The sequence below is a fragment of the Streptomyces atratus genome (assembly GCF_900119365.1).
Lineage (GTDB): Bacteria > Actinomycetota > Actinomycetes > Streptomycetales > Streptomycetaceae > Streptomyces > Streptomyces atratus_B.
This window is the reverse complement of record NZ_FPJO01000035.1, coordinates 14,998-39,923: the sequence shown is the minus strand read 5'-3', so window position 1 is coordinate 39,923 and position 24,926 is coordinate 14,998. Positions and strand designations below refer to the sequence as shown.

20 protein-coding genes and 1 pseudogene are annotated in these 24,926 nt (G+C 68.2%); 9 read left to right on the top strand and 12 right to left on the bottom strand.

All coding sequences use genetic code 11. The features are described from left to right. From ligK to BT364_RS34305, 4 genes are all read right to left on the bottom strand, one after another. On the bottom strand, positions 1 to 690 hold the full coding sequence (ligK, locus tag BT364_RS34320; protein WP_072489109.1) for a 4-carboxy-4-hydroxy-2-oxoadipate aldolase/oxaloacetate decarboxylase: 690 nt from the start codon (positions 688 to 690) through the stop codon (positions 1 to 3). 15 nt (positions 691 to 705) lie between these two features. Next, entirely contained in the window at positions 706 to 1,731 is a 1,026-nt protein-coding gene (locus tag BT364_RS34315) for an amidohydrolase family protein (protein WP_072489108.1), read from the bottom strand. A 26-nt stretch (positions 1,732 to 1,757) separates the two neighbouring features. Beyond that, complete coding sequence (locus BT364_RS34310; RefSeq protein WP_072489107.1) at positions 1,758 to 2,966, bottom strand: 4-hydroxybenzoate 3-monooxygenase; 1,209 nt, start codon at positions 2,964 to 2,966, stop codon at positions 1,758 to 1,760. A gap of 100 nt (positions 2,967 to 3,066) precedes the next feature. Continuing rightward, positions 3,067 to 3,834, bottom strand: a complete 768-nt coding sequence (locus tag BT364_RS34305; protein WP_072489106.1) for an IclR family transcriptional regulator — start codon at positions 3,832 to 3,834, stop codon at positions 3,067 to 3,069. 76 nt (positions 3,835 to 3,910) lie between these two features. On the opposite strand from BT364_RS34305, the gene BT364_RS34300 reads away from it, so the two are divergent. Then, the gene (locus BT364_RS34300; protein ID WP_079179788.1) at positions 3,911 to 4,609 is read left to right on the top strand and encodes a substrate-binding domain-containing protein; all 699 of its coding nucleotides are present in this window, start codon (positions 3,911 to 3,913) and stop codon (positions 4,607 to 4,609) included. A gap of 197 nt (positions 4,610 to 4,806) precedes the next feature. Here the strand turns inward: BT364_RS34300 and BT364_RS43600 are convergent. From BT364_RS43600 to BT364_RS34285, 3 genes and pseudogenes are all read right to left on the bottom strand, one after another. Next, a pseudogene (locus BT364_RS43600) lies at positions 4,807 to 4,972 on the bottom strand (IS630 family transposase); the annotation flags it as partial. A gap of 279 nt (positions 4,973 to 5,251) precedes the next feature. Beyond that, complete coding sequence (locus BT364_RS34290; protein ID WP_072489105.1) at positions 5,252 to 5,905, bottom strand: response regulator transcription factor; 654 nt, start codon at positions 5,903 to 5,905, stop codon at positions 5,252 to 5,254. 74 nt (positions 5,906 to 5,979) lie between these two features. Continuing rightward, entirely contained in the window at positions 5,980 to 7,689 is a 1,710-nt protein-coding gene (locus BT364_RS34285; RefSeq protein WP_079179787.1) for a sensor histidine kinase, read from the bottom strand. Between the two features lie 600 nt (positions 7,690 to 8,289). On the opposite strand from BT364_RS34285, the gene BT364_RS39530 reads away from it, so the two are divergent. Then, positions 8,290 to 8,517 carry a LexA family protein gene (locus tag BT364_RS39530; protein WP_079179786.1) on the top strand — a complete coding sequence of 76 codons (228 nt, stop codon included), beginning with the start codon at positions 8,290 to 8,292 and terminating at the stop codon, positions 8,515 to 8,517. A 573-nt stretch (positions 8,518 to 9,090) separates the two neighbouring features. On the opposite strand, the gene BT364_RS34270 is transcribed toward BT364_RS39530, so the two are convergent. Genes BT364_RS34270 through BT364_RS34260 form a run of 3 tightly spaced genes read right to left on the bottom strand, consistent with a single transcriptional unit; the run spans position 9,091 to position 13,303 of the window. Next, a complete protein-coding gene (locus tag BT364_RS34270) occupies positions 9,091 to 10,947 on the bottom strand; it encodes a peroxidase family protein (RefSeq protein WP_072489104.1) in 1,857 nt (618 codons plus the stop codon). Next, positions 10,947 to 12,887, bottom strand: coding sequence for a GMC family oxidoreductase (locus BT364_RS34265; protein WP_072489103.1), 1,941 nt, complete (start codon positions 12,885 to 12,887; stop codon positions 10,947 to 10,949). The genes BT364_RS34270 and BT364_RS34265 overlap by 1 nt, the downstream gene beginning before the upstream one ends. Beyond that, positions 12,884 to 13,303 (bottom strand): hypothetical protein, encoded by a 420-nt coding sequence (locus tag BT364_RS34260; protein ID WP_072489102.1) that lies wholly within the window; start codon positions 13,301 to 13,303, stop codon positions 12,884 to 12,886. The genes BT364_RS34265 and BT364_RS34260 overlap by 4 nt, the downstream gene beginning before the upstream one ends. 229 nt (positions 13,304 to 13,532) lie before the next feature. Here BT364_RS34260 and BT364_RS34255 point away from each other — a divergent pair, with 229 nt between their 5' ends. From BT364_RS34255 to BT364_RS43590, 4 genes are all read left to right on the top strand, one after another. Beyond that, positions 13,533 to 15,152, top strand: coding sequence for a hypothetical protein (locus tag BT364_RS34255; protein ID WP_079179785.1), 1,620 nt, complete (start codon positions 13,533 to 13,535; stop codon positions 15,150 to 15,152). Positions 15,153 to 15,207: 55 nt separating this feature from the next. Beyond that, positions 15,208 to 16,347 carry a hypothetical protein gene (locus tag BT364_RS34250; protein WP_072489101.1) on the top strand — a complete coding sequence of 380 codons (1,140 nt, stop codon included), beginning with the start codon at positions 15,208 to 15,210 and terminating at the stop codon, positions 16,345 to 16,347. Positions 16,348 to 16,562: 215 nt separating this feature from the next. Then, positions 16,563 to 18,620, top strand: coding sequence for a trypsin-like serine peptidase (locus BT364_RS34245; RefSeq protein WP_072489100.1), 2,058 nt, complete (start codon positions 16,563 to 16,565; stop codon positions 18,618 to 18,620). Between the two features lie 202 nt (positions 18,621 to 18,822). Next, positions 18,823 to 19,176: a hypothetical protein gene (locus BT364_RS43590; RefSeq protein WP_256260348.1), complete on the top strand. Its 354-nt coding sequence runs from the start codon at positions 18,823 to 18,825 to the stop codon at positions 19,174 to 19,176. A 179-nt stretch (positions 19,177 to 19,355) separates the two neighbouring features. On the opposite strand, the gene BT364_RS34235 is transcribed toward BT364_RS43590, so the two are convergent. Continuing rightward, positions 19,356 to 20,486 carry a serine hydrolase domain-containing protein gene (locus BT364_RS34235; protein WP_107408382.1) on the bottom strand — a complete coding sequence of 377 codons (1,131 nt, stop codon included), beginning with the start codon at positions 20,484 to 20,486 and terminating at the stop codon, positions 19,356 to 19,358. Between the two features lie 52 nt (positions 20,487 to 20,538). Between BT364_RS34235 and BT364_RS34230 the strand changes: the two genes are divergently transcribed. From BT364_RS34230 to BT364_RS44450, 3 genes are all read left to right on the top strand, one after another. Then, a complete protein-coding gene (locus BT364_RS34230; protein WP_371268681.1) occupies positions 20,539 to 22,221 on the top strand; it encodes a helix-turn-helix domain-containing protein in 1,683 nt (560 codons plus the stop codon). 56 nt (positions 22,222 to 22,277) lie between these two features. Next, positions 22,278 to 22,475 carry a hypothetical protein gene (locus BT364_RS44455; protein ID WP_371268680.1) on the top strand — a complete coding sequence of 66 codons (198 nt, stop codon included), beginning with the start codon at positions 22,278 to 22,280 and terminating at the stop codon, positions 22,473 to 22,475. Positions 22,476 to 22,548: 73 nt separating this feature from the next. Continuing rightward, positions 22,549 to 22,809, top strand: a complete 261-nt coding sequence (locus BT364_RS44450) for an integrase core domain-containing protein (protein WP_072489097.1) — start codon at positions 22,549 to 22,551, stop codon at positions 22,807 to 22,809. Between the two features lie 85 nt (positions 22,810 to 22,894). Here BT364_RS44450 and BT364_RS34215 read toward each other — a convergent pair whose 3' ends face one another. Next, the gene (locus BT364_RS34215) at positions 22,895 to 24,538 is read right to left on the bottom strand and encodes an alpha/beta hydrolase (protein WP_072489096.1); all 1,644 of its coding nucleotides are present in this window, start codon (positions 24,536 to 24,538) and stop codon (positions 22,895 to 22,897) included. Between the last annotated feature and the right edge of the window lie 388 nt (positions 24,539 to 24,926).

Sequence of the window (24,926 nt, the reverse complement as noted above, 5' to 3'; positions counted from 1 at the left end):
TCAGTCCTTGTAGCGCAGGCCGAGCTCGGCCAGCGGGCCGCGCATGTCGTACATGTCCAGGCCGAGTTCGCCTGCGCGGAACCGTGCCCGCTTGCTCTCCTCGCCCGCCTCGCGCCGGGCCGCCGCCTCGGCGACCTCAGAGGCCCGCTCGCGCGGCACCACCACAACACCGTCGCTGTCCGCCACGACGATGTCGCCGGGCCGCACGAGAGCGTTGGCGCAGACCACCGGCACGTTGACCGAGCCGAGGGTGGCCTTGACCGTGCCTTTGGCATTGATCGCCCGGGAGAAGACCGGGAAGTCCATCTTCTCCAGGTCCGCCCCGTCGCGTACACCGCCGTCGATGACCAGGCCCTGGCCACCGCGGGCACGGAAGGAGGTGGCGAGCAGCTCGCCGAAGAATCCGTCCTCGCTCTCGGTCGTGCAGGCCGCGACCACCACGTCGCCTTCCTGGATCTGTTCGGCGGCGACGTGGAGCATCCAGTTGTCGCCGGGCTGCAGCAGCACGGTCACCGCGGTGCCGCACAGCCGGGCCTGGGGGTAGACGGGGCGCAGATAGGGGCGCATCAGCCCGGTCCGTCCCATGGCCTCGTGGATCGTGGCGACGCCGAATGTCGACAGCGCGGCGACGTCCTCGGGGTCGGCGCGGGTGAACGAGGTGTGGACGACACCGATTTCGGTGTGTTCCATGGTTCTTCTCCTGGGTCAGTGGCCGGCGGCGGTGAGGCGGGCGGCGAGTCGGGGGTAGACGCGCAGGGCGTTGCCGCAGTAGACAGCGGCGCGTTCCTCGGCGGAGAGGTTCGCGGTGGCCTCGACGTACCGCTTCGTGTCGTCGAAGTGGTGGCCGGTGCGCGGGTCGATGTCACGCACCGCGCCGATCATCTCGCTCGCGAAGAGGATCGAGTGGCTGGGGATGACCTCGGTGAGCAGGTCGATGCCGGGTTGGTGGTAGACGCAGGTGTCGAAGAAGACGTTGTCCAGCAGCGTTTCGGGGTCCGGCCTGCCCAGCGCCATCGCCAGGCCGCGGAACCGGCCCCAGTGGTAGGGCACCGCGCCGCCGCCGTGCGGGATCACGAACCGCAGAGTTGGGAAGTCGGAGAACAGGTCGCCCTGCACCAGTTGCATGAACGCCGTGGTGTCGGCATTGAGGTAGTGAGCGCCGGTGGTGTGGAAGGCCGGGTTGCACGACGTGCTGACGTGGATCATGGCCGGGATGTCGTACTCGGACATTGCCTCGTAGACCGGGTACCAGCTGCGGTCGGTCAGCGGCGGCGCGGTCCACCTGCCGCCCGACGGATCGGGGTTGAGGTTGACGGTCACCGCGCCGAGCTCCTCGACTGCGCGGCGCAGTTCGGGCAGGCAGGTCGCGGGGGCGACGCCCGGCGACTGCGGCAGCATCGCGCCCATCGCGAAACGGTCGGGGTAAAGCGTACTGACGCGGTGGACCAGGTCGTTGCAGATCCGGGCCCACACCGAGGAGATCTGGAAGTCGCCGACGTGGTGGGCCATGAAGCTGGCCCGCGGGGAGAAGATCGTCAGGTCGCTGCCACGCTCGTTCATGAGCCGCAGCTGGTTGCCCTCGATCGCCTGGCGCAGGTCGTCGTCGGTGATGACCAGGTCGTTGGGGTCAGGCGCTGCCTCGGGGGAGCCGACCGCCGCCACCTGCCGGTCCCGCCACTGCGCCAGCTGCGGCGGCGCGGTGGTGAAGTGACCGTGACAGTCGATGATCATGGGTTGTCTCCTGGTGGTCGTCCTGGTCAGTGGGGACGGGTGGGCCAGCCGGTGTACTGCTCGGCGAGATAGGTGCGACCGGCGCGGGTGCCGACCACGTTGTCGAGCTCGCCGAGTTGGCGTCGCAGGTCGAACGGCGTGCTGCCGGGCGCGGTGTGCAGCAGTTGGGTCATCCAGTAGGAGAAGTTCTGCGCCCGCCAGACTCGCTGCAGGGCACGCGGCTGGTACTCGTCCAGCGCGGCTTCGCCCGCACCGCCGAGTGCTTTCAGGAGGACGTCGGCGAGCACCTTCACGTCGTGCAGCGCGAGGTTGAGCCCGCGAGCACCGGTCGGCGGCACCGTGTGCGCGGCGTCGCCCGCCAGCGTCATCGAGCCCCAGCGCATCGGCTCCTGAACGAACGAGCGGAACCGCAGGACCGTCTTCTCCAGGACCGGTCCTTCCTTGAGGCGGAAGCCGTCCTGGCCGGCCACGCGGGCCTGGAGCGTCTCCCAGATGCGGTTGTCCGGCCAGGCATCGACGGACTCTTCCGGGCTGCACTGGAAGTACATCCGTTGCACGGTCTCGGTGCGTTGGCTGATCAGCGCGAAACCGTGCTCGGAGTGGGCATAGACCAGCTCGGGTGCGCTCATCGGAGCCTCGGCCAGGATGCCGAACCACGCGAAGGGGTACTCCTTGCCGTACCGAACCCGCCTGTCCTCGGGCACCAGATCGCGGCACATGCTGCGCGACCCGTCCGCACCGACCACGTACCGCGCCCGGATCTCGTGGCGGGACCCGTCGGGTGCGGTATAGCGCACCCGGGGAGCATCGGTCGTGACTCCGAGGACTTCGGTGTCCTTGACACCGAAGTGGACCGCGCCGCCGTCGCGGTCCAGGGCGTCGGCCAGGTCGATGAACACATCGGTCTGCGGGTAGAGCCACACCGACGCGCCCACCAGCTGCTTGAAGTCGATGTGGTGCGGCCGGCCGCCGAAGCGGAGCTCCACCCCCTCGTGCTCACAGCCGTCGCGCAGAATCCGGTCGGACACGCCCGTCTCGACCAGGTCCCGGGCTGCGTCGGCCTCGAGGATGCCGGCCCGCTGGGTCGTTTCGATCTCGCGGCGGGTGCGGGTGTCGACGACGATCGTCTCGACTCCAGCACGCCCGAGCAGGTGCGCCAGCATCAGGCCGGCTGGACCGGCACCGATGACAGCGACGGGAACCGAGGCAACGGTGTCGACGGCGGCGTCGGCCATGACATCTCCTGAGCAAGTGCGAACGTTCCGAACACCCCGAACGGTGACACCCGGGGCCACAGCCGGTCGCCGGTGTTTCCGTCAGGCGGAAGCTCGCATGTCAGGCCGTAGTACGGGTACGTCGGCCGAGTTCGTCGGAGATCCCGTACACAGCCCGCAGCAGCGGCTCACGCAGCCCCCGAGTACGGTCCGCGCTGCGCGCCGTGATCACGATCCCCAAAGCGGCTTCGACGGGCCCGGTCCGGCCGATCCTCACCGGTGCGGCCACCGCGACGGTGCTCTCCGAGAGCTGCCGGTCGCTGACGAAGACCTGCTCACGGCGGATACGGTCCAGCTGCGTGCGCAGTGTCTTCGGGTCAGTGACGGTGTGCGGAGTCCAGGCCCGCAGCGGTGATTCGAGGACCTCCTCCTGGATCTCCAACGGCGCGTGCGCCAGCAGCACCCGCCCCATTCCGGTGGAGCCGACGGGGAACCGCGTCCCGACCATCGTCAGCAGCTCCACCGACCGGTGCCCGGCGATCCGCTCGACGAACACGAGCTCCGTGCCCTCGCGCACCGCGAGCTGGACGTTCTCGTGGGTCGCCTCGTAAAGGTCCTGCATGAACGGCAGAGCCACATCACGCAGGATCTGGGTACGGGGGCACCCCGAGGCAATCTCCCAGAGACGCAGTCCAACATGCCAGGACCCGTCCTCCCCGCGTTCCAGCGCTCCCCATCCCGCCAGCTCCGCGACCACCCGGTGCGTCGTACTCAAGGCCAGGCCCGTGCGCTGCGCGATCTCCGACAGAGTCTGCGACGGGTTCTCCCGGCCGAAGACCGAGAGAACCTCAAGGACTTTTCCAGCTGCCGTGCTCCGGGTTGTGCTCACGCGGTCAGTCTCGCAGACCGGCGTTGAGCTCCCCGAACGAGCGCCGTACCATCTGCCGGAACACCAAGGAGGCGCTGTGGACCGAGAGATCTCCGGACTGTCCTCGATGGCGACGCGGTCGATACTGGCCGAGCTGTCCGAACACATCCGGCTCACGCACGGGCTTCCCGTGCGTTTCGAGGCCGGCGGCGGGGTCGAGATCGCCCGACGGGTGCGCGAGGGTGCCGAGGCCGACTTGCTCGTGCTCGCCGACGGAGCGCTGACCGCGCTGGAGAAGGACGGGTACCTCCTGGCGGGCACGGCGCGACCGCTGTGGATCTCCCAGGTCGTCGCCGCCGTGCCGGAGGGATCACCGGTTCCAGTGCTCGGCTCGGAATCCGACCTGCGGGCCGTTCTGAGGTCCGCAAAGAAGATCGCCTATTCAACCGGTCCCAGCGGGACGGCCCTGATCGATCTGATCAGCCGGCTGGGTCTTGCCGACGAGCTTTCCGACCGGCAAGTCCAGGCACCACCGGGGGTTCCGGCCGGCAGCCTGCTGTCATCCGGCCAGGCCGACCTGGCCTTCCAGCAGCACAGCGAGCTGATGGACCTGCCGGGCGTCGCCATCGTCGGCCCGCTGCCAGGCGACACCGCCATCAGTTCGACATTCAGCGGAGGCGTACTGGCTTCCGCAGCTTCCCAGCCGAGCCGTGCCCTCGAAGTCCTCGACCTCCTCGGCTCCGACACGGCGTCGAGGACAGCCCGAGCCAGAGGCATGCGGGCGTGTGGGCACTGACCTTGTCGTGCAAGTGAGTGTTTGATTCTCGGCTGTTGGTTTCTTCGGGGTCAGGTGTCGCGCCGGTTCCGGGTGTTCTGTTGGGTGAGGCGTCGGGCCGTGAGGTTGATCGCGGCGATTTGGATCACGGCTGCGGATCGGTGTTAACGCCGAGGGGTGGTTACTGCGGTTGAAACTCGTGATGTCGTCTGCGACGATCAGGGGTTGATCGGCAGTCCCGTTTCGGTGAGGCAGCCGTCTACGAGGTTGCTGCGGTATTGGATGTTGCCGCAGGCCGCTTCGGATTCGTTGCCTGCGGTGTTCCGGCGTGGTGAAGGCGACGTTGGAGAGCCAACCGCGCCGCAGCAGGGACCAGGGGCCTTCGGGCAAGGCCCGACCTCGCCGACGTTGTCCTGCGAAGCGATCGAGTCGCATATCCCAATTAGCGGTCGAGTCGTCGCGGGGCTCCGGGCGGCCAAGTCATTTGAGCCATCGGACGGCGACAAGCTGACAGCCATACCCAGAACCCCTGGAGCCCGACGATCTTACGAATGACCGCCTCAAACCCACGTCTGGAAGGTAGGACAAGCCAAATGAGGCTCGGACCTGTCCGTTGAGATCCATCCGCAGCGGGCTCTGCATCAACGTCATCGAATCGTGTGGTCAGGTTCCCAGGTCGGCGTCTCGTGCCAGCAGTGCGGCCTGCACCCGGTTCCCGCAGTCCAGCTTGGTCAGGATCCGGCTCACGTACGATTTGACCGTGGCCTCGCTCATATGGATCCGCTGACCGGCGTCCGCGTTGGACAGGCCCTCACCCAGCAGCGCCAGGACCTCCAGCTCGCGGTTGGTCAGCGCGTCCAGCCGGCGGCGGGCCCGCTCGGCACGGTGAGCGCTCTGGCTGGACGCCAACGAGTCCACGACACGGCGGGTGGCACCCGGCGACAGGTACGCGTCTCCGGCCGCGGCAGCCCGGACCGCGCGCATGAGTTCCGCGGGCGCCGAGTCCTTGAGCAGAAAGCCCACGCTGCCCCCGGTCAGGGCGCGCAGTACGTTCTGCTGTTCCCCGAAGGTTGTCAGGATCAGCACCCGCGTGTCAGGCACGGTCCGGTGCAGCTCGGCCAGGGCCGTCAGCCCGTCCATGACCGGCATCTGGATGTCGAGCAGCACGACGTCCACGCGGCTGGTCTGGGCCAGTTCGACCGCCTCACGGCCGTTCGCCGCCTCGGCGACGACTTCGATGTCGTCGGCGGAGGAGAGAATCATCCTGACGCCTGCCCGGATGAGCGGCTCGTCATCCGTGACGAGAACCCTGATCATGACTCTCCTGCGCGGTCCTTGAGTGTCTACCTGCGGTCACTCGCCATCATTCCTGATCGAGCGCCCGATACTACTCAGTTCTCCACCTCGAAGGACTTCTTCTCGATCAACTTGCCGTCCTTGAAGCAGAACCGGAAGACCGGCTCCATGTCCGGATTGCTGCTGGGCTCCGTGGAAGTCAGGCTGAGGCACTTCGCGCCCTTGGGCACGGGCGGCGCACCCATTTCCAGGCCGTCGGTCACGAAGGAGTTCTCCTTGGGCAACTGCTTGCGGATCTCTGCCTCGGACTGGCCCACCTTCACCGCGTCGTACTGCTTCGGCTCGATCCTGGCCTTTTCCGCCTTGTTCAGGAGGACGTATCCCCCGACGCCGACGGCGCCGATCACCAGCAGCAGAGGGATCAGTACCGCCATCCCGCAGCCGATGGCTACGCCGCTTCCGTTCTTCCTGCTCATTGCCTTGGCCAACTCCTTCAGACCGTTCCCGTTCATGACAGGACCACCCTCGTCCAAGGAGTCCCCCGGGGTCTGCTGCCAAAAGGCGCCTGTTGGATCGACGAACGTCGTTGCCACGTTGCCGGGCGCGGGGCTCGGGACACCGCCTTCCGGCGATGTGTACGGCAGCACGCCCGCCAGCCGGAAGCCGCCGTCCGCCGTCGGGCCCGCGTGCACCATGCCCCCGATGAGCCTGGTCCGCTCACCGAGCCCGGTCAGCCCCTGGCCGCCGCTCACCACGCCTCGGCCGTCGTCCGTCGTACCGGTTGCGGGTCCGTTGGCGACCTCCACGACCAGCGAGTCCGGCTCATACCGCAGCTCGACGGTGATCGGGGCGCCCGGGGCGTGCTTGTGGGCGTTGGTCAGGCCCTCCTGGACGATGCGGTACGCCGCGTGACCGGCGGTCGGGGGGAGCGGGCACGGCTCGCCGGAGTGCCGCAGCTCCACTGCCGCGCCCGCGCTCCGGGACGTTCCTACCAGGCCCTCGATGCCCGCCACCCCGCGCGACAGCGCCGTGGTGTCCTCCGCCGCCGCAGCCGCGACGCCTGGGGTGGTGCGGGGGTCCTCGTGTGGGGCCTCCATGCTGTCCCGCATCACCTGTACCACCTCGCGCAGCTCGTGCATCGCGGCCACCGACGCCTCGCGCAGCACCCCCACTGCCTCCCGCTGCCGTCCGGTCAGCTCGCGGTCCACCTCCAGCGCGCCCGCGTGCACCGAGATGAGCACCAGCTGATGGCCGAGGCTGTCGTGCATGTCCTGCGCAATGCGCTGACGCTCCCGCGCCCGGGCCTGTCCGGCGATCATCGCGCGCTCGCGTTGCTGCTGGGCGTCGTACTCCCGGAGCGTGTCGGCCAGCGTATGGTGCTGCGACCGGTGGCGGCCGGCTAGGCCGGGCGCGATGATCGCGACCAGCGGCCACAGGACGTCGAAGACCAAGCGGGGCAGTGAGAGGTGAGGCAGCGCCTGCACGACTGCCAGGCCGAGGTTGAGGACGTATGCGAGGGCGAAGGTGCCGACGGCCTTGCCGACCCCGTCGATCCGCCGCCCCGCCGACCATGCGGCGACAAGGACCAACGGAGCGAGACCGCCGAACAGGACAGAGCCGACGGCGGTCACCAGCAGCACGGTCGTGGGCAGCGTCCGGCGCAAAAGTGACAGCGCTGCGATCGCCAGCCCGGCGGCAGCGATCCGTACGGCGCCGCCGTGGTCCAGGGCCGCGAGACCTGCTCCCAGCAGCCCGAACGCTACGCTCAGCAGCGCTTCGCCCACGATGCGCCAGGGAGACCACATTCCGGGAGCCAAGAGAGCCCTGCCCGGGGCAGCCAGCCGCGGGATCGCCGAACGCAGCCTCGCCGCCAGTGCCTGGCGAGCCGATGCTTTAAGGGCCGTAGATTCCACACGAGTCACCCGGCTAGGTTAAGACCCTCTCCACCCGCTCCGAGTCGGCCATTGGTCGCGACGGCCAACGACGAAAGTCCAACCTGGCGCGGCGGCCCGGCATCGGTCGGCCACCCACAAGACCGCGGCCGCAGCAGAGCGCCGACGGGCTTGCCGGACCCGGCAATCCTTATTCTTGCTGTTCAGAGGCGCTTTCTGCGTTGCTGATCACCTGCCGGACAGCCCACTTCGTGAAATCGTGAGGCTAATCGGAGTATGACGTTCTCCCATCTCTGACGACCTGGTCCGGGCCCAGCGCGACTGGCTCGCCACCTACCGGCAGCTCGCCGAACCTCGCCCCCGCCACACCACCGCGCTGCGCCGCCACCTCCTGGACCTGTCCGCCTACCTGCTGCGGCATCCGTTCTGGTCCACACCGCCCGGCACACCTGCCGCCCGGGTCGAGCCGCGCCGGCTCGCTCACCGCCAGGAGCAGCGCGAGACGAGAGCGGCATGACCCGGCCGGACGTTCTGTCCGCCCGGCAGGAAGCGGCCCTGCACATGATTCGGGACTGGATCGCCGAGACCGGCGAGAGCCCTTCCGTCCGGCAGTTCGGCGTACGGGTCGGCCTAATCCGGAGTCAAGAGCGGTCCAGCAGGACGAGCAGTCCGGCAGGTCGTTCGAGTGGTGGTGGCCGTGCAGGGTGCCGGGTGGATGCGTACGGTCGGCTTGGCCCATGAGGCCTTCGGACAGACGGGGCATGTCTTGGCACTCACCGGCCACCGCCACAGCGTGGATGTTGGCCCTCGTCGGTGCTGGACGTACGCAAATGCTCTGAACGCCTTGAGATAGATGCGTCCTGCGCGCTGACCTGCCGCTGTCGCTCGTGCTGGGTTCCTGGCCGGGGGTGCGGTGTTCGGTGAGGTAGTCCAAGGCCGCAGGTGCGGTCAGGACGGGTGCTGGGATGCCGTTGGGGTCGAGCATCGCGGCCAGTTGCAGCATGGGGTGGGCCAGGCCTGCCGGGCGTAGGTGGTTGGCGCGTTCGATGGACAGGGACCAGGCGGCGGCTGTGGTGGCGTGGTCGTCGGGAAGCGCGTCGGGCTCGGGCAGGGCGTCCTTGAGTGTGCGGGCGCGGTCGGTCAGCAGTTGTCGGTAGGTGGCGCAGTCGATGCCGGTGTCGATGAGGTAGGTGGCGGCCAGGGCCAGTGGCAGGTGAGCTCATGATGCGGATCGTGCCGCGCGGCTGCCCCATCCGGGCCCATCCGCGCCCCGTATGGTGGCCGGACTTCGGCGGCGGGCAACCATACTCACCGTCAGCCGTTCGTACCGCTGCTCCGTGGGGTGTGCCACGGCACGAACGCGTTGTCCAGCCCCGCGAGGGCCGTGCGCAGTTCCGGGTGGTGGCGCAGCAGTACGGTGATCATGCTGTTGTCGTCGATCCAGGCCATACCGGCCTTGGAGTACACCTCCGGGGTGTAGTACTCGGTGAAGAAGCGGTCGCTGTTCAGCCGGCGCGAGGCCATCAGGATGAAGATACGGAACGCCGTGTCGCTGAAGGCGAACCCGGCCGGAAGGCGCTCCGCGTACATCCCGACCGTCAGGTCGACCTTCTCGATGTCGTCCGCGTAGAGCCGCTTGATCTCCCTGGCCCACGCCGGGTTGCCCGTCAGTTCCTCGAAGGTCTCGGCGGGCTTCAGCCGCAGCAGCCGGCGGAACTCGTTGTAGCGGGGGACGCCCAGCTCCCGGCTGCGCAGGATGTCGGTGGCGGCGAGGTCCTGGAGCTGACCGTCGGGGCGCTCGTACCCCTGCAGGAACTTCGGGAAGTTGTGCAGAGTGACCAGACCCGGGTGGAGCGTGCCGAAGCTGTAGAGCAGGTCGCTCATCGACGTGCTCTTCAGGACCTTCAGCGCCTCGGGACCGGCGATGTCACGAAAGGTGCAGTGGCCCAGGGTGCCATTGTCGGCCGCGGAGCGCAGATGCCAGTCGTCGCGAATGAGCGGATGCATGCGGTAGACGGCCACGAACTCCTCGGTGAGGCTGTACGGGATGCCGTAGTGGTCCGTGGCTCCGCCGGGGATACCGCTGAGGACCTCGCTCTCGCTGATCCGGCCGAAGAGATTGTGGACGCGTTCGCCCGCGATGCCCCACCAGTTGGCCCGCAGGGCCTTGACCGTGGTGGGGTGACTGATCACTGCGGGGGTCCACTCGACCGTGTGGATCTTGGCGAGTAGCGCGGCGTTGACGAGCCGGGCCCTCTGGAACAGCTCCTCGTCGTCCCAGGACGGGTAGGCGGCATGGAGATGGTCGCAGATCGCGTTGTGCTCCCGGGTGAACAGGTTCTGCATCATGGCGAGACCGAGCCAGAAGCCGGGTACGCGCGACGGGTCGCTATCGGGGTCGGTGGGCAGCATGGACTGCTCGTCCCACAGGCGCAGTTTGCCCAGCGTGCCGTTGCGCATCCGGAGCTGCTCCTCCTCGCTCGTACCGTAGATCTGGGACGCGTCCCACCAGTGGGAGGAGACGTTGACGCGGGTGTCGGGGGTCCCCGTCGGCGCCTGCGGGTCGCGGGTCGGGTCGTTCGGTGTCCGCATGATCCGCATCGGACGCTCCGGCCACGGGTCGTCGTCCATGAGGGGCACTTCCCAGGGCTGTTCCGTGGGGCTCGTGCCGTGGCTGAACCAGTCGCGGATCATGAACTGGAGCCAGGCGGCGACCAGCGAGTTCACCGACTCGGCCGGGATCAGCTCGTCCCGGGTGAGAAGGGCACGGCTGACCTCGCGCGGGTTCGGCCTGGACAGCACCCACTCGGGCGTGGCCGGGACGATCCTGTCGAGCGGGATGTTGCGGCCGAAGCGGGTTCCCGCCATGCCCATGCGTGGCTCGTCGAGGTCGTTGTGGCTGCCGTCGGCGGTCCGGTTGACCTTGTGGCTCGCGGAAGGTGGCGCCGGTTCGGGGAGCCCGACGGACGGCAGCACAGTGGTGTCGTGGAGGTTATTCTGACGAAGTCTCACGCGTAGCCCGAAAAGGGTCAGCAGACCGGGGGTGACCGCCAGGTGGTTCCAGCCGGCGCGCCGGTCCGCGTACTCGGCGAGGCCGGTGACGACACGCCAGGGGAGTGACCCGCGGTATCCGGAGCCGGATCGCTGTCGGGCCGTTCGTTTCTTGGTCATCACGCTGCTCCTTGGGTCCCTGCTCGGTTGGAGGAGTGCGACGCGGCTCCGAGGATCACGTCGCTCGCCTTCTCGCTGATCATGTAGACCGGGGTGGCGATGAAGAATCCGGGAATGCGGGGGAAGACCGAGGCGTCGACGACCCGCAGGCGGTCCACGCCGAACACGCGGAAGCGGCTGTCCACGACGGCCGAGGGATCGCCGGCCCGGCCCATCCTGCAGCTGCACGAGGCGTGGTGCCCCCATGCCTCGTCCCGTACGAAGCGGCGGACGTCCTCGCGGCCGCGGATCTCCTCGCCGGGCCACAGTTCCTTGAGAGTGACCGAGCCGGCCTTGCGGTTCATCCTGCGTACGAACTCCACCGCGCCGGTCATCGCCTCGAGATCCAGACCGTTGCCATCCGTGCCTTCGGCGAACGAGTGGAAGTTCACCAGGGGGGTGTCACGGGGGTCGGCGGAGCGCAGCCTCACCTGGCCCCCGGTGTTGCGGGTGCGGCTCTTGAGGATCGCCCAGGTGAACCGGTCCCGGTGGCGGGTCAGGTCGAGCGAGTAGCCGGGGTAGTAGCCGCGGAAGTCGAACGGGCCGCCGAAGATGAACAGATCCGGGACGTCGAGCTCCGGGCGGGACTTACGGGTGATGCCCAGGACGGCGCCATTCGTCGTGTACAGCCCCTCGCCGCGCTGCCAGGCCCTATAGCAGTGGTCCGGGTCGGCTCCGGGCCGAGGCGCATGGAAGTCGCAGTCCTTGATGACAGGGAACTCGCGGTCCATCTGGCTGACCACGCCGACCTCGTAACGGTCCTGCAGATTGGCGCCCACGCCCGGGAGATCGACCCGTACGCGGATGCCGTGGCGCTCCAGCTCCTCACGCGGGCCGATGCCCGAGAGCATCAGCAGCTGGGGAGTGTTGAAGGCACCCGCGGCCAGGATCACCTCACGTGAGGCGAGGACCCTGCGCCGGACCAGTGTTCCGGAGCCGTCGGGGGTGTGGGGGTCGGCTCGGTAGGCGTGCGGCTCGTCCAGGTAGTCGACGCCGACCGCGGTCGTGCCGGTCTCGTCCAGCACCACCTGCGCCACCAGGGCGTGCGTACGGACGACCAGGTTGTCCGGGTGGCTGCGCCGCACGGCCTGGACGCGCTCGCGGGCGGCGCTGCGCCGTCCGTCCGCGGTGGAGATCGGGATCTGCCACAGTCCCTGCAGGGCGTGTGTCTGCACGCGCCAGTCATTGGGGTCGACGAGGGGACCGAGCCCTTCCAGTGGGGAGAGGGGACGTCCGAGAAAGTCGGCCAGCGAGTCCTGCGCGGCCGAGAGGATCACCTTCAGCAGCTGCTTGTCATGGATGACGAGCTCGGGATCGGCGAGGTTCGTCGGCAGCCAGCCGTCGAACCCGTGGCGTCCGTCGTTGCGGTAGCGTTCCGCGGTGAGGGGGAGCCGCTTCAGCACCGCGGCCAGCAGCCGGTTCCGGGGCGGCTCCTTGGGGTGGGGCCGGTACGTACAGCGTTCCAGCCGTTCGAAGTACCGGCGCATCGCCGCACTGTGCCACGACGCGTCGCCGGTCTCCCGCGCGATCGCGTCCCAGTCGCTGTTGTACGGATAGACGGTGATCAGCGCGTGATGCGCGGTGCAGCCGCCGACCGCTCCGGCCCGCGGATAGAGGATGTCCCGGTCCGGCACGAACTTGCTGTCGCGTAGCTGCTGCTCGTCGTCGGCGTAGTGCCGGACGAAGTAGTCCCAGCGCTGGACCGGGTCCTCGGAGGCGTCGGCGTGGAAGGCGGGCACCAGGTAGTTGTCGTTCTCCTCGGCGCCGCCCGCGTCGAGGAGCAGCACCCGCATGCCCGCCGCGGCGAGGTTGGCCGCCAAGGGGCCGCCGCCGGCCCCGGCGCCGACGACCACGTAGTCGAAGCCCGTCTCGACGGTGCCGGACGGGGATCCGGCGGTCACTTCCGCTTTCCCTTCCTGGAGCGGCCGGGGGCGGAGACGGCGGCGCCGGCGGTGGCGGCCAGGATGGTGTTGGTGGCCGATATGAGAGTGGTCAGGGCTCCAGTGCGGGGCGGGACCTGCCCGCGGATCGCGAGCATGGCCGCCGTCGCGGTGTCACTGCCGTGGATGAGCACGCCCTCGCGCAGATCTGCGCGGAGCCGCTCGCCGCGGTTGGTCAGCAGGTCGAGGCCGAGCAGGATCGTACGTATGCCGAAGAGCCGGAAGGCGTAGACGGCGGCCGGACTGAGCTCACGGCCGGGGTCGAAGCGACTGATGAGCACGGTGGGCGTCAGGAGGCCGGTGACCCCGTTGAAGAGCCTGACCCCCGCGAGTGCATAGACCGATGCGGGACGGCGAGCCGTCCGTTGCTTGGCCATGGCGTCTCCTGAGGACGCGGCGCGTTGTCTCGTGACATAAGAGGCTATTCCCCCAATGACTGTAGCGGGAGGCGCGGGTGCACGCACTTTGAGATCGCTATGCGCGGGCTCCTGCTGACGCACCGGTTCGTTCGCGCAGCAGTTATGACAGTTCGAAATATTTTGCATGACTATGTCCTGACTGTGAGCATCGAGAAGACTGGCCGGACGCGAAGAGGGTTGGAGAGTCATGTCCGTGTGGGAGCGCACCCCTGAACGTCGGCGGGCGACGGCCTGGGCGGCCGCCGGCATCCCTGACGGCAACGTCGGCGCCGATGAGGCCCTCACAGCCGGTACGTCGGCGGACGACGGCGGAAGGCTGCGGGAGGGAAGGCTGTACCGCGGAGTCAGCGGCGTGGATCAGGGCCCCCGGCCGATGAGTACGGAGGAGCTGGCCGGCCTGAACGACCCCATGGCCGTGGTGTTCTTCCGGCAGGCCAGGTGGCCCATGACGCTGGAGGACCTGCTCGACGGCCTCACACAGGCGAACGTGCTGCTGGCACAGGCCGTCTACATGATCGGTGAAGCCGGTCAGATCCCGCCGGACGAGGCTTGTGAGCTGTCGCGCGACATCCGTTTCGCAATCACTCGCGCATCTTCGGGCAAGGACCCCGACCTCCTGGTCAGCAGCGATCCGACCTCGGCTTTTCTCCAGGTCGCGGCTTGGGATTCGACCGCACAGGTCTTCAACTACTACATGCGGATTTCGCCGGCGTGGGTCTGGACGGGCAACTCCTGGTCCGCGCTGGAGCCCGGATCCCGGGGGAAGGGCTGCTTCGACAGCCATGCCAACGGCAGTGTCGTCATGAAGGAGCTGAAACAGCCCTGGAACAACTGGCAGTCCATGTCGGCGACGATTCAGCTCGCCCCGGACGACCCGCTGCGGGGCAACCCGCTGTATCGCCAGGTCATCGGCGCCGAACGACTGGAACTCGCCGTCAGGGGGCTCATCGCCCGATGGACGACCGCACGCCTCGCGGCCGTCGCGTGTGACGGCATGGTGGAACACCCCGACCATGTGTTGCGCCAGCTCTTCACCAGCACCACGGTCAACCTCGCCAGCTCGTCCACCCAGAGCGCGACCGTCACACACGATGGCAGAGACCTCGTACTTCCCATGGGCTTCTGGCTGAACTCCGATGCCCTGATCAACGATTTTGGGCTGCCGGTGAGCGTGGAGACCGCACCGTCGGCGCCCGCGTCGTTCTATGCCGACAGCCTCGCCACCTTCGGCTTCCGGCTGGAGGAACGGACGAGCGGATTCTCGCGGCAGGGAGACACCTTCTTCGCCTTTGTCGTCCCGGAGGCCGCGTACGAGGACAACGAGGTGGTGCGCCAACTGGTGGAGAAGTCCCTCGTCCCGGCGAAGTTCGCAGCCTGCGTCCTGATGGTGGACTTCACCAATCCCGTGTTCAGCCCGGTCCGCGCCCGCCTGATGAAGTACGTGCCGATGGCGTCCGCCTCCACCGCCACCTGGTGCGCCGAGATCGCCACATCGATCGTTGCCGCGGCGTCGACGCTGCCGGCCGGCAGCCCGGAAAGCCAGTTCGCAGAGAACTGGTCACTGGCCGAAGCCGAATGGCGGGCCGTTCTCGCCCGACGTATCGACGACTACCTGGAGAAGGCCACGGCGCGGATCCGCACAGCATCGGGCTTCGACGACTTCACCCGGCTGGCGGAGTCACGTCGCCGTGAATTCAAGGCGATGCGACTCAACGAATTCGAACTCACCCTGCCGATGACCGACATCGCTGCCGATGCGCCCCGGCTGCGCATGAACGAGGACGCGACCGTCACCGCCGTGAACTGACGGATCGCCCGCCGGGCCACGCCCACCCCCGCAGATCCGACCATTGGAGTGTCTCATGAGCACCATCACCAGGTATGGACCACCTGGCCGACTCACCGATCTGAGCGACGTCGGCCTGAAGGCGTGGCATGTCTTCATCGCCGACAGCGTCGACCAGGCGATCAACGGCCCCGATCCCAGCCAGGTGCTGCACGACAGCCCCCGGTCGCAGTTCTACAACCTCACGAAAACCGAGACTGCACCGGACGCAGCCGAAGCCACTGTCACCTGGACCGCGTTTCCCAACCGCCTCAGGTCCGCGGTCTCCGACAGACAGCGCTGGCAACGTGCCGACGCCAGCCGCGACGTGCAGGACGAGTACTGTGAATGGAGCGTGACCCGGAACGAGGCAGGGAAGATCATCCGCGTCGCGTTCACCTGTGAGGGTCCCGAGTACTGGGACGTGCTGGCACAGACCAGCCCGGAAACAGCGCTCGAGCTCTACCGTGCCCACATCAGCCCGAGTGTGCAGAGCAGTGACCTGTTTGGTCCGGACGGCCGCTATCTGCGTCGCAACAAGTGGAACGACTCCACGACGCACGGTGCCATGCACCTCATCCAGCCGTCCAACACCCTCGGTGCGGAAATCGAACTCGCCGCCGCCGCCACGATCCGGCGCGTCATCGAGGGAAGGCAACTCACCGGCGCCCAGGAGCTGATCGCCTGCAGCAAATACGGAGTGGCCGACCGCAACAGCGACCCCCACATCGGTGAGGTGGTCAACTCCGTCGCCCGGCAGAAGGCCGACCTCGCGCTCTCCGACCCCGTGGGACTCTACTTCGACGACCTGGCCACCGACGGGTGGAGTACGCCGGACGGCTCCGACGCCAAGAGCTACTGGACCTATGAACGCGGCGACACCGGCCATCCCGTGCGCGCCGTCTACGAAGTCGCAGAAAGGAACTTCACCGTCGGCGACATCACCATCAGCGGCAAACCCATCGAGTACGGCGCCCAGATCGCGGACTTCATCACCATGAAACTTACGGCGGTCGCCTGCCGGTTCGGTCGGAGCACGACCGAGCCGCAGACGGCCTGCGTGGAACCCCCGGCACGCGAGTTCTCCCCGGGTGCCTTCTCCCCCCACGCGCTTTCGGCACACGGGTACCTGGGGGTCCACCCCGACCTGGCGTCCCGGAGCACCCGGCTGTCGTAGCCGTGACCGATCACCGATCCAAGCGCCAGGTCAGGACGGTTCCGACCTCAAGGTGCGGGCAGCCGGGCCGGGGCCCCACGAGAGCGTCGGCCGGCCCGCCCCACGGGGCCCGCCCGCCGGCTACTCGAATACACCTCTCCGTGTTGCGCCGCACCTCCGATCACGTGCCTGCCGGCAAGCGGGGCCTACGAAGAAACAAGAGTGGTGGATTTCCCATGGCAGTGACAGACAACGCACGCGCGGAACAGCTGAAGCACGCCGAGGCCGCGGCCCAGAGATACGCCAGGACCAGCGCGGAGCGGCGCGCCGTCGAGGCGCAACAGGACGCAGGGTTGCAGTTCCCGGACTCACCGGAGGCCATCGCGGCCCGCGTCACACGGCTGCTCGACCGGCACGGGGTGCCCGCCGCGGCGGTGGTGGAGAGCATCCGTGAGGAGCCGCTGGACGCGCCCGCCGCGTACGAACGTATCCTCGGCCTCTCCAAGGAGCTGCAGGCCTGGAGCTTTCTGCCGCGCGGCGCACGGGCGGCGCGCACCGTGGCCCGTATCTCCGTCCGGGAGAACGGCCGGGAGCTGCCGCTCGGCACCGGCTTCCTGGTGTCGCCACGCCTGCTGATGACCAATCACCATGTACTGCCCGACGCGGCGACCGCGCAGCAGTGCTTTGTCGAGTTCGACGCCCAGGTCACCGTCGACAACACTCCTGCCGCGCCGATCCGGCTGGAGCTCGATCCCGCCGCCTTCTTTCACGCGGACGAGGGGCTCGACTGCGCCGTTGTGCTGGTAGTCCCGGGCGGCGACCACCGGGCGCCGGGAGAGACATTCGGCTGGAACAGGCTCAGCGTCCAGCAGGGCAAGCTGGTCATCGGCGAGCCGGTGAACGTCATCGGCCACCCGATGGGCCGCCTCAAGGAGATCGCCGTCCGCGACAACGCGCTCCAGGTCCGCCTCGACGACTTCCTGCACTACAAGACCGACACGGAACCCGGGAACTCGGGCTCGCCGGTCCACAACGACCAGTGGGAAGTCGTGGCCCTGCACCACAGCGGTGTGCCGAAGAAGGACGCCCAGGGCCGCACCCTGCGCAAGGACGGGCAGGTCTGGCAGCCCGGCGACGGCGACGACGCCATCGACTGGGTGTCGAACGAAGGCGTACGCATCAGTTCCATCCTCAAGCACCTCGCAACCGTGCCGCTCGATCCCACGCGACGCGCGCTCCTGGCCGAGATGGGCATGGACTCAGGCCTCCAGGAGGCAGCAGCCGCGCCGCAGCCTCTTCCACAGCCTTTTCCGCAACCCGCGGCCGTCGCCGCGGCAGCCCTCGCCACGCCACAGCCCAGTCGCGAAGCGGCTGTGGCACACGTCGGCCTCAGCGCCCGGAGAACGGCGTTCGGCGGTGGCCGGCACCTGGCTTTCCTGCACGGCCGAAGCCAGCAGGGCAAGGACCCCGAGCAGCTCCGCCGGGACTGGACCGCAGGGCTGAATCGTGGGCTCACCCGCGCCGGGATCACTCCGATCGATCCGGCGGACACCTGGTTCCCGTACTACGGTGACAGGCTCACGCAAGTCATCCGGCGGCATGAAGCCATCCCCCGTTCCTTCGAGGAGCTGGCGGCCGCGCCGGTGGCGGAGGCATGTGCGCCCGCGGGCCCGGCCAGAAGCACGTACGAACAGCTGATCGCCGAGGCGGCGCGCAAGTCGGACATGCCACGGGAGGACCGCCTGGCCACCGAGCGGTTCGGGGGCTCCCTGGTCGGGGACCTGCAACAGCAGCTGAGCTGGCTGGCGGCCAAGACCGACCTGGACGAGTGGGTCATCGCCACGATCCTCCGGGATGTCGCCGCGTACCTCGACGACCCGGGCGTCCGGGATGCGGTCCTGGACTGCGTACTGGAAACGATGCCCACCTCCGGCGAACTCGTCCTCGTGACACACAGCCTCGGCACGGTCGTCGGCATGGACCTCATCACCCGGCTCTCCCCGGAACTGGACCTCACCCTGCTCGTCACCGCCGGCAGCCCCCTGGGCCTGGACACGGTCTACAGCCGCCTGCTCGTCGGTGGCCCCAAGCGTCCGGAACGAGTGGCCCACTGGCTCAACGCATGGTGCCCGACCGACGCGGTCGCCATCGGATGCCCGCTGGGGGCCAGATGGCAGGGCGAACTGACCGATCTGGCCGTCGCCAACGCGCGCGACCGGGCACACAGCATCGAGGAGTACCTCGGCCAACAGGAGGTGGCCACCCGGATCGGACACACGATCGTTTCGGCATGATGTGCCGTTGGTTGACCGGGTGAGTTTTGAATCGGACCGGCCCTTATGGTTTTCGTCAAGCAGCGGCGGTGGGTGCGGGGTCGTAGAACGTGCCGTCTCGGAGCATCGCGTAGATCAAACAGAGCGAGGCAGCCGAGGTCCAGCAGCTCCTGGCGGAGGCGTAGGGCGGCTGAGGCCGTACGGCTCCGAGGTCCTCGTTCAGGTGAAGCCCGCGCTGTTCTTCGGCGAGTACACCGCGAACGGTCAGCGCTTCCGCCGCATCGCGCAACAGCGGTGCTGGGACCTCGCTCGTATGTCCGGCCGCCGACAGGATGAGGACGGTGAGCTGGAGGACGACTGGATGGAGTCGCCGGTCCTGCTGCTGGAAAACGGCACAGCGGGCCGCTTCTGGCTCGACAACGGCATCAGCCCGCAGCGCGAGGGCGAGTACGTGTCCTCCTACGCGCCGGATCCGCTGACGAAGCGCATGTTCCTGGACACGGGGAACACCGCACTGCCTGCCCTGGCGAAGCGTTACCTGGGCGAAGCTGTCGTGCGCTACGAACGCACAGGCTGAGACTCGCGCTCGGATACACCACGGGCCCCGGGAATCAACCAATGACATCTCCCGGGCCCGGGCCCGGGGCCGCGCCGCCCAATGACGCCGCGACCCCGCTCACACGCGGACAGCAGACGGCCACTTGGGTGCAGGGGTGCCTCGGCGAGCTTCGGTACCTGGGCGTTGACGCCCGGCCGTCAGGAGCGCTGCGGCGCGTCCTCGCACAGGGCTTTGTCCAACAGTTCGAGCAGTTGCGCAGACGGAAGCTGGCCGATCATGATCGCCACGTTCGTGACCACCGAGGCGTGGCGACCGTCGTCGGTGGTCAGGGTGTAGCTCTCGTAGCCCGGCACCACACCGGAGTGGCCCCAGGCCGTTCCGCCACACGACAGTGCACGCCTTTGGATCCCCAGGCCGTAGGCCGAGCCGGTGTTCACAGTCCGCACTGTGCGCATCTCGGTAAGGCTCGTGGGGGAGAGGACATCTCCGGCCGCCAAGGCCTGGTAGAAGGCGGTCAGGTCCTCCATCGTGGAGACCATTTCGCCCATGCTGCTGTAAAGCGAGGGGTCGTAGGAGGTCACGGGGATCCACAGGTAGATGGGGCCCACCCGGGCGCCGTGGTAGCCGTTGACGGCCGGGGTGGGCAGGGCGCGCTCGCCGGGCGCGGGGAAGACGGTGTGGGGCAGACCGAGGGGTTTGATGACGCGCTCGGTCACGGCTTGGTGCACCGGCTGCCCCGTCAGCTCCTCGACGAGCACGCCGAGGATGTAGTAGTTGGTGTTGGAGTAGGTGAAGCTGGCACCGGGCTCGCCGACCGGGGGCGAGGAACTCAGCCCGTGCCGCACCAGCGCCGTGAGGCCGAAGGTGCCGTCCGGGTTCGGCTGAGGTGTACTCAATCCGGGGTAGGGGTTGTAGGCGGCGATTCCGCTGGTGTGCTGGAGCAGCTGGCGCACGGTGATCCGCGTACCGTCGTAGCCGTTGCCGGTGACGACGCCGGGCAGGTAGTCCTCGATCGGCGCGTCGAGGGAGATGCGGCCTGTCTCGGTCAGTTGAAGCACCACCACCGCGGTGAAACTCTTGGTCGGACTGCCGATGCGGAAGTGCTCGTCCGACCTGATGGGCCGGTCGGTGTTGATGGTGCCCGTACCCGCCGACAGCGTCCAGGATTCGCCGCCGACCCCGGCATGGACCGCGGCACCCGGTCCCGCCACCGACTGGAATGCCTTGAGCGCTGCAAGCGTGGCGGGGTGGTCGGCCTCGGTCGTACCGGCGTGCGCCGCCGGGCTCGACAGCGCCGGCACCGACGCGCACACCGATGACGGGGGCAAGCTTCTTGCTCTTCCGTGTGATCGTCATGGTGTTCATTCCTCCGAGAAGGTCATGGCTCGGTCGGGTCCTTGCTTGGTCAGTTCGTTGCAGCAGCTTCGGACGCGGCCTCCAAGCCCGGTACATAGTCCGCGAACGCGGGGCCCCGCAGCCGTAGTGATGGCCGCCGTCGCAACAGGGCGACAGAGACGCCCCGTTGCCGGGCGAGCAGAACACCGGTGGCACGACGGCGGGGGCGATGGGGGTCTCAAGCCGGTGTCTCCCTTGTGCGAGGTGACCGGCGGGCTGCCGGCTCCACCGCGATGGGTTCGCCCCAGCTCAGAGAACAGCTCAGGGACAGGTCAGGGAGAGGGCATGTGTGACCGGTCGTCACGCTACGCTCGGTCGTCCCGCAATATCCGTAGGAAGTGGGAGCCCAGAGTGACCAACGAGCTAGGCACGCTCTTGCGCCAGTTACGCAGACGTGCCCGCCTCACGCAGGAGCAGCTGGCGGAGCGATCCCAGGTGAGCGTCAGCACGATCCGCCGACTGGAGACGGGCAAGTCCACTGATCACCGGCTGAGGACGCTGCACCTGCTGGCAGAGGCTCTTGAGGTCGAGGCGGAGGAGCGGCAACGGCTCACCGCAATCCTTGACGGGGCACAGCCGGGACCGGCCGGCCGGCGAGAGGAACCGGTACCGACCGCCCCGCTCCCCGTCGCTCCGGCCGAGCCCCCGGCTGGTGCGATCGCCGACGCCGCCGCGTCGCTGGCCCGTGAGGTCAGGCGCCGCTGGCAATGCGAAGAGAAACACCGCCGAGTCCACGACCCGTTCCCGCTGCCGGTGCGGCATCAGCCAGCTCCCGTCGACCTGATGGACCGTCCGGAGAACATCCAGCGCCTGCAGCCAGGCGCCGTACCCCGGGACCTGGACCTGAGCGGTGAGCTGCGAAGTGTGGTCGGCACCTACCGGAGCGTTGAGTCGCAGAGGCTGGTCATACTCGGCCGCGCCGGCTCCGGAAAGTCCGTCCTGGCCATCAAGTTCGTCCTCGATCTCCTCGCGGCCCCCGTCTCTTCGGTCCAGGTGCCGGTGATTTTCAGTATCGGATCCTGGGACCCGACCACCACCACATTGCGTGACATTCTGGTCAACCATCTCCTCCGAGACCACCCTCATCTGGCCCACCGCACATCTGACCGGACAACGTTGGCCGCCGCGCTCGTGGACGCTGACCTGGTACTGCCGGTCCTGGACGGACTCGACGAGCTGGCTGAAGCCCTGCGCGGCCCGGCACTCGAAGCGCTCAACGCCACTTCCCTACCGCTGGTCCTGACCAGCCGCCGGGACGAGTACGCCCAAGCGGTCCGCGAGGTTCACGCACCTCTGGTGTGGGCCGCCTGCATCGAACTCACTGACCTGACCGTCGAGGATCTCGCCGCGTATCTCCCCCGGACCGACCGCCTTGCCGCCTCCCCCGGCGGCCAAGGTGACGCGGGCTTGTGGGACGCCGTCCTGGAGCGGCTGCGGGTCCATGACACACCGGCGAGCGTCCGGCCGGACTGGCCTTCGGGCTCCTCGCGGCGTTCGAAGCCCCCATGGACATCGCCGCCGCGGCTACGCCGATCCGGCTGCTGTCCGTCAACCGTGCTGCGGCGGTCCGGCAGCTCCTCGTGCTCGTTCCGGCAATCACTTTCGGATGCGCCCTTGGCGGGTACGTCGTGGTCCGCCTGCTCCAGCAGGTTCTGCCCTGGGCAGTGATTTGGCCGTTGGAATGGGCTTTGCTCGTGGGGGCGGTCGGCGGGCTGGGAGGCTCGATGTCCTACGTGCTCGCGTTCACGCTGGTGCTGCGGCACGAGAGTGCCATCCTGTACAGGCATGTGAAGGGCAGGGTGCGCTATGAGCCGGCCGACCGATTCCGGTTCGCCGCCCTCAGCTCGCTGATACCGCGCGGCCGCTGGGCCGCCGTCTTCCCCGTCACCCCGGCACTTCGTTGGCCTGGCACCGCAAACTGATCGCCAGGGGCGTTCATCGAGCACGGCACCCGGAGACTGCACATCACCGGGGTGACCGCGCACCCCACCGCGCATGAACGCGCGCGAACGTGTGATCGGCGCCATCCGCCGCGAGGCCCTCGACCACGTCCTGATCCTGGGCGGGAACCACGCCAGGAAGGTCCTGACTGACTACCAGGACCACTGCAACGGACACCGGCCGCACCGATCCCGGCAGCAGCTACCGCCCAGCGCGACCGAGCAGCCCGCAATCGTGCACGACCTCGACGACCGAAGCATGCTCCGCACCAGGGTCCTCGGCGGCCTCATCAACGAGTATCGATACGCTGCGTGACCTGCAACGACGACCTTTCGAGCCGCCACAAGGTCCCGCCCCCCATCTTCAATGGGTCATGCGGAAATGGACCACGCGACCGGGTTCAGAAACGGTCCAGGGCACGCTCCGGGAGCGGAGACCCGGGGAGCGCTTCCCGCTTCTGGTTCTTCCGTGCCTCTGCGTTCGAGTCGGCCGTCGCCTTGCAAGTCACGTCCTTCACAGGGAGCTTGCCGGTGAGCAGGTAGGCGGTGACCGTGCCGTCCGTGCACGCGTTGCCGTTCGGGTAGACGCCATGGCCCTCGCCGTTGAGGACAGTGACCATTTTGGAGCCCTTCAGGTCGGCGTGCAGGGCCTGACCGCTGGGCAGCGGGGTCTGCGAGTCCCACTCGTTCTGGACGACCAGGGAGCCGACCCTGTTGTTCACCTTGGTTGCCGGTTCCACGGACTTGTCCCAGAATGCGCATGGCTTGATGCTGGACGCAAAGTCACCGTAGAGCGGGTATTGGCCCTTGTCCTCGATGGCGTCCCGCCGGTAGCGCTCAGGGTCGCGGGACCACGCGGCCGAGTTGTCGCCGCACACCACGGCCCAGAAGCTCGCCGTCATATTGTCGGACGGCACCTCGGCGGCATCGGAGACGCCTGAAGTCCCGGTCCCCTCCGATCCGGCGAACGCCGCGAGCTTCTTCGCGGAGGCGGGCTCACCAGCCGCGGCCTTCTTCAGCTCCACGAACCCCTCGGTGGCGTACTCCGGGCTGAAGACGGCCCCGCGCATACCGCTCCGGATGTCATCACCATTGATCGGCTGCCCGTCCAGCTCGATGGGCTTCTCGTCTGCCTGCGCGACCAGGTCCCAGAAGGTCCGGTCGACCCGCTTCGGGGTGTCACCGAGGCCGTACTTCTCTGATCGCTCGGCGGCCCACTCGGTCCACCGGTCGAACGCGGGCTCGGCGCCCTCCGCCCACCACTGGATCATCCCTCGCCAGGCACGCGCCGGATCGACCGCGCTGTCCAGCACGAACCGGTCGGCCCGGCCCGGGAAGAGCTGGGTGTAGACGGCGCCCAGGTAGGTGCCGTACGAGTAACCCACATACGAGATCTTCTTCTCACCGAGGATCGCCCGGAGCAGGTCCATGTCGCGTGCGGTGTTGCGCGTGGTGATGTGCGGGAGCGTGTCGCCCGCTTTCTCCTTGCACTTGTTCGCGACATCGCGTGCCCAGGCGACGTCCTTGTCGAACGTCTCCTCCTTGTACGGCCGCAGCCAATTCTCTTCCTCCAGCTCCAGATCGCAGGAAACCGGGCTGCTCTGTCCCACACCGCGCGGGTCGAAGCCGATGAGGTCGTACTCCTGCTGTGCGGACTCGGGGAGGCTCTCCTGCATCCCCAGCGGCATGTAGAGCCCCTGTCCCCCAGGGCCGCCGGGGTTGGAGAACAGGACACCGTGCCGCTTGTCGGGCGCGGTGCTCTTGATCCGGGATATGGCCAAGTCGATCCGCTTGCCCCCAGGAACCCGGTAGTCCAGCGGAACCTTGATCGTGGCGCACTCGAACTCCGCCGGAGAAGCGGCCTCGCACCGCTTCCACTGCGGCTTCTGCTTCACATACCAGTTCAGCGCGCCCGTGGCGGTGGACGAGGAGACAGCCGACGGGGTGGCGGCCGGAGCGGCAGTGGCCGTTGAGGTGGCGAGCGCGGGAGCCAGCGTTGCCGTGACACTCACGGCCAACAGGGGCGCGAGACATCGTCTGCGCACGATATCGATCCTTCCGGTCGAACGTTCGGACAGGAAAGATCTTTCAGGAACCCACCACGCATGCGGATCCCTCGCCGGGCTGCACCTCTCCTCCACCCTGGGGATGACACAACAGTCCTGGGTGGTACCCGAGTTGTAGGGGGAGGAGCCGCCCTCAGCGATCCGCCAGCCGATCGGGTGCCACCCAGGCGACCTTGAGGATTTGATGACAAAAGCCATCGTCTGTCGGTCTTCGGTGGCAATCGGTCGGGGTCCGATGGCGTAGGACAGTGGGTGTCCTGTGCGGTCGGAGCTTGATCATCGCCACCGAAGAACGACGTCAGTCGGTTTCCTGCTGCTCGGCCCACGCCGCGCGTTCCAGACCGATCAGGTCGTCTGTCAGTTCGAT

What these genes read in the sequence shown, in the direction of transcription:
- ligK (WP_072489109.1), bottom strand. Translation starts at nt 690, where the DNA reads ATGGAACACACCGAAATCGGTGTCGTCCACACCTCGTTCACCCGCGCC.
- BT364_RS34315 (WP_072489108.1), bottom strand. Translation starts at nt 1,731, where the DNA reads ATGATCATCGACTGTCACGGTCACTTCACCACCGCGCCGCCGCAGCTG.
- BT364_RS34310 (WP_072489107.1), bottom strand. Translation starts at nt 2,966, where the DNA reads ATGGCCGACGCCGCCGTCGACACCGTTGCCTCGGTTCCCGTCGCTGTC.
- BT364_RS34290 (WP_072489105.1), bottom strand. Translation starts at nt 5,905, where the DNA reads ATGATCAGGGTTCTCGTCACGGATGACGAGCCGCTCATCCGGGCAGGC.
- BT364_RS34285 (WP_079179787.1), bottom strand. Translation starts at nt 7,689, where the DNA reads ATGTGGTCTCCCTGGCGCATCGTGGGCGAAGCGCTGCTGAGCGTAGCG.
- BT364_RS39530 (WP_079179786.1), top strand. Translation starts at nt 8,290, where the DNA reads ATGACCCGGCCGGACGTTCTGTCCGCCCGGCAGGAAGCGGCCCTGCAC.
- BT364_RS34270 (WP_072489104.1), bottom strand. Translation starts at nt 10,947, where the DNA reads ATGACCAAGAAACGAACGGCCCGACAGCGATCCGGCTCCGGATACCGC.
- BT364_RS34260 (WP_072489102.1), bottom strand. Translation starts at nt 13,303, where the DNA reads ATGGCCAAGCAACGGACGGCTCGCCGTCCCGCATCGGTCTATGCACTC.
- BT364_RS34255 (WP_079179785.1), top strand. Translation starts at nt 13,533, where the DNA reads ATGTCCGTGTGGGAGCGCACCCCTGAACGTCGGCGGGCGACGGCCTGG.
- BT364_RS34250 (WP_072489101.1), top strand. Translation starts at nt 15,208, where the DNA reads ATGAGCACCATCACCAGGTATGGACCACCTGGCCGACTCACCGATCTG.
- BT364_RS34245 (WP_072489100.1), top strand. Translation starts at nt 16,563, where the DNA reads ATGGCAGTGACAGACAACGCACGCGCGGAACAGCTGAAGCACGCCGAG.
- BT364_RS34230 (WP_371268681.1), top strand. Translation starts at nt 20,539, where the DNA reads ATGGCTCGGTCGGGTCCTTGCTTGGTCAGTTCGTTGCAGCAGCTTCGG.
- BT364_RS44455 (WP_371268680.1), top strand. Translation starts at nt 22,278, where the DNA reads ATGTCCTACGTGCTCGCGTTCACGCTGGTGCTGCGGCACGAGAGTGCC.
- BT364_RS44450 (WP_072489097.1), top strand. Translation starts at nt 22,549, where the DNA reads ATGAACGCGCGCGAACGTGTGATCGGCGCCATCCGCCGCGAGGCCCTC.